Raw genomic sequence first — 9,125 nt, 5'->3', positions numbered from 1 at the left:
GTCAATAACCCCCGCCTAAAGGCGGAGGCTTCAAAGAGCCTTTATTGACTAGTCTCAGCAAACCTCCTCTGGGAGGCGAGCTACGTTGGTTTGGAATGTACAGGCACCGTGGGATGTTTATCCTAGTCCCACGCTCTGCGGTCTGTGTTTAAAAGTTCTGAGAGGTAGGAACGGTGATGCAGACAAGAAACCCATTCCAACATTGACGAAGGATGAGAATCGGCCCTCGGGCCGAACAACCGGCCTTCGGGCCGAGCAAGCGGAGCCTGCGGGTATCCGCAAAGGAGATACTTTGAAAGTTTTTGTTTTGAACATGCGCGGCAAGCCGCTGATGCCGTGTTCGCCAGCAAAGGCGCGACACATGCTGAAGGCGGGCAAGGCCTTCGTCGTGCGTCGAACGCCGTTCACGATCAAGCTGACCATCGCCACAGGCGAGACGAAGCAGGACGTGACGCTTGGCGTCGATGCAGGCGCAAGGCACGTTGGCATTTCCGCCACGACGGAAAAGGAGGAGGTCTTCGCATCCGAAGTCGCGCTTCGACAGGACATCACGGGACTTCTGGCCGATCGTCTGGCATTCCGACGTGCAAGGCGCAATCGAAAGACGCGCTACCGCGCTCCGCGCTTCAACAATCGCGTTCGATCAAAGCACAAGGGATGGCTTGCGCCGTCCGTGGAGAACCGTATCCAAGCGCACATTTCGCGCATCGAGGCGGTCTGCAGACTGCTTCCCGTCACCAAGATCGTGATTGAAACCGCATCCTTCGACATTCAAAAGATCAGGAATCCCGAAGTCGAAGGGACGGGCTATCAGCAGGGCGACCAGCTTGGATTCTGGAACGTGCGCGAGTACGTTCTTTTCAGAGACGGTCATATCTGTCAGCACTGTCGAGGCCGATCCAAGGATCCGATCCTCAACGTGCATCATCTTGAGAGTCGTAAAACGGGCGGAGATGCGCCAAACAACCTGATCACGCTGTGCGAGACATGCCACAAGGCTTATCACGCAGGAAAGATCAAGTTGAAGGTCAAGCGCGGTCAATCGTTCAGGGCGGAAGCCTTCATGGGCATCATGCGCTGGACGCTGCTTGACCGCGTACGCAAGACGCACCCTAAACTGCCTGTCGAGAACACCTACGGCTATCTGACGAAGCACAAGCGCATTGCTCTTGGCTTGCCCAAGACGCATTGCGCCGACGCCTTCTGCATTGCGGGAAATCTGAAAGCGTTGCGAAGAGGAGATTTCCTCTTCCAACAACAGACGCGAAAGCACAACCGACAGATACACAAGTGTTCGATTCTCAAGGGTGGCGTGAGGACGCTCAATCAGGCGCCATTCCTCGTCAAGGGGTTCCGCCTATTCGACAAGGTGAGAATCGGCGGACAGATTGGTTTTGTTTTCGGGCGACGCGTTAGAGGCACATTCAACATTCGTCGCCTTGACAAAACTGTGATCGGGACAGACATCAATTGCAAAAAACTGAGTCTTCTCGAAACACGCAAAACTTTTTTGACTGAACTACGAAAGGAGTAAGCCGCGATTCCTCACCCGACTGAAGTCGGATGTTCCCTCGCGGCAATTCTATGGAGAGCTTACGGATCATCATAGGTCGAACCGTAGCGCTCGATGCGCAAACGCTCGCACTCGACGGAGCATGAGGGTGCATGTGCCGTTTAGATTAGACCTCAGACTCAGGACTTTCTGGAAGCTTCGGCAACTGCCTTCATGAGTTCGGCCCAGGCATGGGCCCAGGGGATGCGCTCCTGCTCAAGGCGAAGGCGCATGCCATATTTGTCGGACTTGAGTGCGTCCCAAAGCGCGGCTTCAGCAGGCAGAAGGCCCTCGCAGACAGCTTCGGGCGCCTGCCTGGGCTCCTCGACGGCGTAGGCATGAAAGCGCACGAGCGTCGCCTCGTCCATCATGACGGCGCGCGTCTTGGGAAAGCGCCGTCTTAAAGACGCGAGAATCTGAAGGCCCCACGTGTCGGCATCGCCCCAGTAGATGACCGTCCCCTCATGAATCCAGGGAACGGCATCGAGCTGCGTGACGCCCTTGCCCAAACCGAAAAAGAGGACGGCGCCCGGCACGTCGCCGAACGCAAGGCCCGACTGCTCGTTTTCGGAAATGAAGACGATTCTCGGATGAAGCGGCAGGATCGCGATTTCCTCCGGCGGCGCTGAGAGGTCGGAGAGTCCGTGCATGAGCGCACGGTCTGCGGGATCAAGAAGCCTCATGCGCACGCTCGAGGGCCTGCTCCTCAGACCTGCGAAGGCCTCGAAGGCCTGCGCCTCGGGCACGGGCCTCCCGGAAGCACGCCAGCGGGCGGCGAGAAGATCGCGAAGCACCGTCATTCTGGGCTTCGTGAGCCACTTGGTATCCATGCCCTCGACGGGCAGCTGACGAACATAGAGACCGCTTTCGGGATTGTCGGCAAGCCACCTGAAGGCGGAGAGCAGAATCGCGAAATCCTCGTCCTCCCATTCGGCGAGCACGCTCCAGGCACGCACGAGCGCCTCCCTCAGGCCGTCTTCGCCGTCGACGAGGCGGGAGGCACGCTCGAGCGCACGTCTCCATGTGTGAAGCTCGCCCGCTGCACGCGCAACGGCTTCGGGCGACTCGAACACCGCACGTTCGGGAACGGTCTGACGGCCGCAGGCCGTCCAGTCCCGCACCGCGAAGGCCACCTTGAGACGGCCCGATTCGGCCTCCGCGCTCCATGCGTCGCGCCAGTCGAGCGTCTTCTGCGGGTCGGCGAGGACCTCGCGCTCGGAAGGAACGCCAAGCGGGACGGCAAACGGCCAGGCCGAGTCGTCGGGAAGGCCCAGATGACCGGCGAGCCACCTGCGGCACGACGCCCGGAATCGACGCGCCACAGTCGTGCGGACCTCGGCCGGCGTCTTCATCAGGCCTCCTTCACGGGTTCTGCGGATTCAGCGGGCGCCTTCCAGACGAGGCGGTGGACCGCGCCGTCGTAGGGGATCGTAAGCACGCTCGAGTACTTGCGCTCGACGATGTGCACCACGCAGGCGCCACCAATGAAGGGCTCGAGCGTCGTGACGGCCTTGTCGGGCGTGGCGACGATCATCTGGAAGCCGAACTGGCGGAAGATGTTCATGGCGAGCGTCGTGAAGTCGCTGTCGGCCTTGTCGAAGGCCTCGTCGAGCACCACGAGCGCATAGGTCGGGACCGACACGCTGTCGCCGCAGAGCTGGTACCTGAGGGCGGCAGCCAGGCAAGTCGTCGTGAGCTTCTGGCGCTGGCCGCCGGACTTGCCGGCGCCGCTGCGGTAGACCTCGATCTGGCGTCCGTCGTCATCCACTTCCTCGCCAATGAAGTCGACGTGGCGGCGTACGTCAAGCACTGTGTCGCGGTAGCGGCGGTTTTCAGGCAGGTCCTTGAGACTCGACACGAGCTCGGCGAGGATCGCGAAGCGCTTTTCAGCCTCGCCGTCCTCGACCTTGACGTCCCAGGCGCCCTCGAGGGCGTCGCGGATCCGCTTCCTGAACTCGACCACTTCCGGGAGCATGCGCTCCTGCGTCGTGATGCGAAGGAAGGTCCTGCGACCGTTCGTCACGTTGAAGGGCACGACGTGAAGGCTTTCGTTCACGAGTTCGAGGCGCTGCAGAATGTCACGGCGCTCCTCGGTGAGGTACTGGCGCAGCTGCGAGAGGTTCTGCATGCTCTGTTGGCGCAGGAGCTCGCGGAACTTCGCCTCGAAGTCGGGCAGGCGGTCGCGCTCGAGCGTCTCGAGCAGCCTGAAGTAGTCGCCCGCGAACTCAAGGCCCGCGCCGAGGTCGGCCGACTCTGCGGGGAACTGGTCGCGGAACTTGTCGAACGCGGTCGTGACGCGGATCTCCATGTCCTTCACGCGAGCGACGAGCTTCGAGATTTCGTCATTGATTTCACGCGCGACCATGTTGACGAGGTCGTCGAGCGTGTCGAGGCGGATCTCGCCGAGCCTTGCACCGAAGCGGTCGCCGAGTCCCTTGCGCATGCCGTCGGTGAGCGCCGCGATCTGCGTGCTCCAGGCGTCATTCAGGGTCTGCAGGCGCTTCCTGACGGTCGTGAGCGCGCCGTCGGCGGTCTTGAGGTCGGCCTTTGCGTCGGAGAGCTTCTCCTCGACGGCGGCAATCTGAATGCGCGTCTCCTCGATGGCCTTCGCGAGCTCCCTGAGGGCCTCGTTGCCCTCGCGCACGGCGCGGATCTGGGCCTCGAGGCGGTGGATGTCGGCAAGAATCGGAGCGGGATCGATGTCGATCCAGGAGGCGGCCGCAAGGGTGTGGCAGTGCACGAGCCTGCGGCTGGCCTCAGCCTCCTCGTTCTTGAGGGCCGTGATCGCGCGCCTCTTCTCATGAAGATCACGACGGCGAATCTCCTCTTCGGCCCTGAGGGCCGCGAGCTTGGCGCGATTGTCCATGCCGAGCACCCAGGCGCGCGGATCGTCGACCGCGCGGGTGTCGTTCTTGTCGTATCGTGCGTGCGTGTCCTTCACGAAGCCCGTCTTCGTCACGGCGCGGCGCGCGGCGGCGAAGGCCTCGGGCGTCTCGACGCAGGCGAGGTCGTAGTCGCGGCGAAGGACGCTCTCGAGCCACTGGGCGTGCACGCCGTCGGTGACCCGGATCTTGCGGATGACGGAGTCGTCCGAAAGGCTCCCCGCCTCCTCGACGATCGCGCCGCCCGTCCTCAGCAGGCGCACGTGGGCGCCCCAGTGGGCGCCGTTGACGACACGGGAAACAGCTTCGAAATGTTCGGAGGGCACGAGAATCGAAAGGGCGAGCGGCCTGAGCGCGCGTTCGAGAGCGCCTCTCCAGGCGATCTGCTCGGGCAGCACCTCGATGAATTCGCCCGCAAAGGGCAGGTCCGTGGTCCTGAGCCCCGCCTCGGCAGCGACCTTCTCGCGGATCCTGAGCTGCACGGCGGGAATGCCCGAGCGCTGCGATTCGAGCGACTCGATTTCCTCGCAGAGGACGTCGAGCTCGCTCTTGATGCCGTGCTCTTCGCCGATGAGGGCCTCGATCTTCGCGTCCCTCGCCTTCTTCAAGTCGGCGGCACCCGCCTCTTCAGCGGCGGCAACCTCAACGAGCGTGCGGAATTCGTCAGCCGTGGGCGGCAGAGCCTCGCCGAGCTCGCGCGCGGCGGCCTCGACCTTTCCGCGCTCGCGCATCGCGCGGTCGCGGTCCTGTTCGCGACGGGCCTTTTCGGCCTCCCAGCCGGCGATCTGGTCGCCGCCGCTCTGGCGCTCGCGAAGCTCAAGGTCGGCGAGCGTGCTGCGCCTTGCGACGAGATCGGCCTGAATCGTGCGGACGTTCTCCTCATGCGTGCGGCGCTCGTTCTCGAGCTTCGCGGCCTGGGCGGTCAGAAGGTTCGCGCGCCAGGACTCGCGGTAGGCGGGGAGCGCCTCCGCGAGGAGCTTCGCGCGGAGGCGGCCCTCTTCTGCCTGCTGCATATCGCCGAACGCCGTCTGCGCGGGCGAGAGCACGCGGATCTGGGCGTTGGCGGCCACGACGGCGCGGTGCGAGGCCTCGAGCTCGACAAACTCGTCGACGAGACGGGCGGCGATCGTGTAGGTGCGCGGCTCATCGAGCATGAAGTTCCTCAGAAATTCGTTGAGGTCGCCAAGGTTCTTCGCGGACTGCGTCTTGTGAAGGAGCTTGAGCGCAAGGCTGCTCTTGATGCCGAGGAGCGCCGTGAAGGCGGTCTCGTAGGGCGGAAAGAGGTCCGAGCACCTGGCGTCGCCCAGATCGATCTTGAGGCGCCTGAGATCGTAGTCGGACTCCGAAAAGCCGGTGATGAGGGCCTTGAGGTCGACGTCCCGCTCGACGACGGCGTAGAGGCGCTTGACGTCGCCCACGCCGTTGAGCTTTCCGCGGATCCAGAATACCTGCAGGAGCGTCACGATGCGGCGGGCGTTGCGGAAGGTGAGCGCAAGGCCCGAGGCGGTCGTCTCCTCGCGCAGGTACTGCGTTGTCACGCCCGCATCGGTCTGAAGCTCGGACCATGCGCCGCGGACGTAGGAGACGATCGAGCGGTCGCCCTTGACCTTGCCGCCCGTCTCATGCGCGGCGGCGTTGAAGTCCACCCAGCGGGGCGGAATCAGCAGCTGGGAGAAGGCGTCGAGAAGCGTCGACTTGCCCGAGCCCGAGGCGCCCACGAAGAGAAAGCCCTCTTCGGCGATCGGAATGTCGTTGCAGCCCGAGAAGGTGCCCCAGTTGTGTACCTGCAGGCGCACGGCCCTGAACTGTTCTTCGGGCATGAGCTCGGGGAAAAGCGCGAGATCGGTCATTCCATGTCCTCCGCATCGTCTTCGTCGTCTTCGTCTTCGGATTCGTCGTTTTCAATGCCGGCGGGAATTTCGGCGGCGACCTCGCCCGGCTTGGCGGCCCTGCCCTCGTAGTAGCCCTTGACCTGCTCGACGAGGTCGGCCGTCATGAGCATCTTGAGGACGGGCGAGATCTCGAAGGCGTCCTCGCCGCTCTTGAGGCGGCGCAGCACGCCGAAGTGGTCCGCCTTGGTGACGGCACCCGCCAGATGCCTCTCGAAGCCGACGGCGTCGCGATTGCGGCCCGCGATGTCGGCTAGATGCTCGCGGATTTCGTCAAGACCGATGACGGCGCGCTCGCCCCTGCCCTCGGCGCTTGAGAGCCTCAGGCGCAGGAAGAGGAAAAGATAGGTCTCGATGTAGTTGAGCGGCTTGCGCTTCAGAAGGATCGGCGCCTTGACGGGATCGGTGTCCGCCTGGCGCGTGAACGCGAAGAGCTGCTCGCGGTCGATCACGAGGTCGAGAAAGAGGTCGTTGAGGCGGCTGCGGATCAGGTCCTCGCTCTCAAGCAGGGCCTTCCAGATGACGGGCATGCGCATGCCGTCGAGCACGGGGCCCTTGAGAAGCTGCACGAGCGCGCGCCTTGCGTCGAGCTTCAACCCGCCCGCGTCACCGCGCCAGAGGCCCGCGGCCTGTTCGTCATTGCGCGCGGCGTCAGTAGATTCGGGTGAGTTCATCGATCTTGTCCTTAACAAAGAAGAGTTGATTCACGGTGGCGGAGCGCTCGCGGCCGTCGAGCCCCGTCCACTTGAGGCTCTCGGTGCCCGAGCCGGGAATGCCGTGACGAAGCGCGAGCTCCATGAGACCGACGACGCTGCCGAGGCCCTGCTTCGCGGGATGCGCCTCGAGTACCTCGCCGACACTCGCCTGGTCCTTGCGGGAGAGCACGTCGGCGACGTTCTCCCTGAGCTCGCGGATGTTGATTTCGGATCTTGCAATGCGCTCGCCCACGGCGGAGAGGTCAAGCGGAGGCGGCGTGCCGTCCTCGACGGGCGGCGGAGGCGCATAGGTGACGGGATCCCAGAGGACCATCTGGCCCGCGGACCTCGGTGTGAAGCCCGTCCTCGAAAGTTCGATCCCGGTCCTACGGACGGGACTCTGCTCGTCGGCCGCATCGATCCCTGCGCGCATCGCCTCGGTGAGGAGCCTGTTGAGACGGTGTTCCTCGAGATACTGGCGGCTTTCCACAAAGTTCCTGAGACCCTGGGCCAGACGCTTCGTCGTGTCGTGCACATCCCCGCCCCTTTCGAGCAGGTTGCGGCGCATCGTGCGCAGCATCCTGCGCTCTTCGACGGTAAGATCGCGCGCAAAGTCGCGCGAGAGCACGGCGTCGATCGCCTCCTCGAAGCGGGCGGACTCGACGGGATCGTTGAGCAGGCGCCAGAACGCGAAGAAGGTTCGGCCTGCAGGGCTGAGCCTGATGAGATCGAGCCCTGCGAAGACGTCCTCGAGGACGTCGCCCCTCGAGCCCGAGCACTCCATGATGCGGCGGCGAAGGTCAGCGTTGAGCGCCTCGAAGCTGTCGCGCACGCGATGAAAGTCGCCCACAAGCCCCGAGAAGAGCGTGAGAATCTCGCGGGTGCGCTCTAGCGCGGTGTCCTTGTCCAGCACCTTCACCTCGCCCCTGCCCACGGCCTCAAGCTCGCGGCGGATGCGGCTCTGCTCCTCGATGAGACGATGCTCGCGGCGTTCGACGTCCGCGTCGGTGTCTTCTTCAAGTCCGTCGAGCGCGGTGATCACAAGCTGCAGGCGGGATTCCGTCGCCTCCGCACGGGGCCTGCCCATGCCGGTCACAAACCTCACGGCGTCGACCGAGGCCGAGGTGAGCGAATAGACCTCCTCGTCGCTGCCGTAGGGCAGCGTGCGTTCGAGAAGCCCCTGGGCGAGCCACTGCGACGCGTATTCGCGGGCCGTCGACGGCATGTCGACGCCCGTTGCGCGAAGCTCCTCGAGACTGCGGTCGACGCGCGCGTAAAATTCGGACGCACGCATCCCGTGGTCCGCCTCGTAGAGGTGTTCGGCCAGGATGGCGATGATGGCGGGCGCATTGGCTGCCGCCAGAAGCTTCCAGAGGGGCGCTGCGCGCAGACGCTGGAAGCCGGGGTATGAGATGCTGGCTTTCATAGGCCGTATATTTTACATGGTCGGGCGACTTTCCTCCTCCCCCGCGCACCCAAAGAAGCCCTCTCCAAAGCCTTGATCCGCGCGGTTTTGGAAGAAGCCGCACGACATTCTTCAAGCTCATTTTTCCACTGGGAACCGCATGTCCACAGCACTCCTCGTGCGCCGCGAAGTCGCGGCCTTCATTCCAGAACTGAGCCTCGTCGCCGCCCTCGACGGCTCGATCGCAGGCCACGTGGCGGGCGTGCGGGACGTCATCCACGGACGCGATGGACGAGATCGAAGCGTTCGACAGGACCCTCGAGCCAAGGGAGAAGCTCTGCGACACGCCAAGCCGGAGGCATCTTCTCGAGATTGTGGCGAGGGCGAGACCTGCTGAGAATTGAAGCTCCCCTGTCTGAAGACAGAGGATTCACTTTGACCGTCAGACAGCTCTTTCAGGAGGCAAAGCCGCCTGAACCTCACCGTCCGTACAAAGTGTGCGCGGCGGGAGTGTCAGGATTTCTGTGTCTGGGGAGGTTATTCCAGGGGCAGCCCAACGAGGCTGCCCTTTGTTTTTTGTGATGCAGTATGCCAGACCTGATGCGATAGCGCGGGTAGTCTAATCATACCCCTTGTCTTACTCCATGGCACCTGTAAAGCGCTCGCCAAACAGCAGAGCGAACTGAGGCATGGCAGCAGACC

General features: G+C 63.5%; 6 protein-coding genes. 2 read left to right on the top strand and 4 right to left on the bottom strand.

Translation table 11 applies throughout. The features are described from left to right. Nucleotides 1-292: 292 nt before the first annotated feature. Nucleotides 293-1,534, top strand: a complete 1,242-nt coding sequence (gene iscB, locus HMPREF9465_RS05800; protein WP_231289355.1) for an RNA-guided endonuclease IscB — start codon at nt 293-295, stop codon at nt 1,532-1,534. A gap of 158 nt (nt 1,535-1,692) precedes the next feature. On the opposite strand, the gene HMPREF9465_RS05795 is transcribed toward iscB, so the two are convergent. Genes HMPREF9465_RS05795 through HMPREF9465_RS05780 form a run of 4 tightly spaced genes read right to left on the bottom strand, consistent with a single transcriptional unit; the run spans nt 1,693 to nt 8,444 of the window. After that, entirely contained in the window at nt 1,693-2,904 is a 1,212-nt protein-coding gene (locus tag HMPREF9465_RS05795; RefSeq protein ID WP_005435014.1) for a Wadjet anti-phage system protein JetD domain-containing protein, read from the bottom strand. Beyond that, nucleotides 2,904-6,284: an ATP-binding protein gene (locus tag HMPREF9465_RS05790; protein WP_005435012.1), complete on the bottom strand. Its 3,381-nt coding sequence runs from the start codon at nt 6,282-6,284 to the stop codon at nt 2,904-2,906. Before HMPREF9465_RS05790 ends, HMPREF9465_RS05795 begins: the two co-directional genes overlap by 1 nt. After that, the gene (locus tag HMPREF9465_RS05785; protein ID WP_005435010.1) at nt 6,281-6,997 is read right to left on the bottom strand and encodes a DUF4194 domain-containing protein; all 717 of its coding nucleotides are present in this window, start codon (nt 6,995-6,997) and stop codon (nt 6,281-6,283) included. The genes HMPREF9465_RS05790 and HMPREF9465_RS05785 overlap by 4 nt, the downstream gene beginning before the upstream one ends. Next, a complete protein-coding gene (locus tag HMPREF9465_RS05780; protein ID WP_005435008.1) occupies nt 6,975-8,444 on the bottom strand; it encodes a DUF3375 domain-containing protein in 1,470 nt (489 codons plus the stop codon). Before HMPREF9465_RS05780 ends, HMPREF9465_RS05785 begins: the two co-directional genes overlap by 23 nt. A 139-nt stretch (nt 8,445-8,583) precedes the next feature. On the opposite strand from HMPREF9465_RS05780, the gene HMPREF9465_RS13165 reads away from it, so the two are divergent. Beyond that, complete coding sequence (locus HMPREF9465_RS13165; protein WP_147645251.1) at nt 8,584-8,820, top strand: hypothetical protein; 237 nt, start codon at nt 8,584-8,586, stop codon at nt 8,818-8,820. The last annotated feature ends 305 nt before the right edge of the window (nt 8,821-9,125 follow it).

It is taken from the genome of Sutterella wadsworthensis 2_1_59BFAA (genome assembly GCF_000297775.1).
Lineage (GTDB): Bacteria > Pseudomonadota > Gammaproteobacteria > Burkholderiales > Burkholderiaceae_F > Sutterella > Sutterella wadsworthensis_A.
This window is presented reverse-complemented; position numbering and strand designations above follow the sequence as displayed.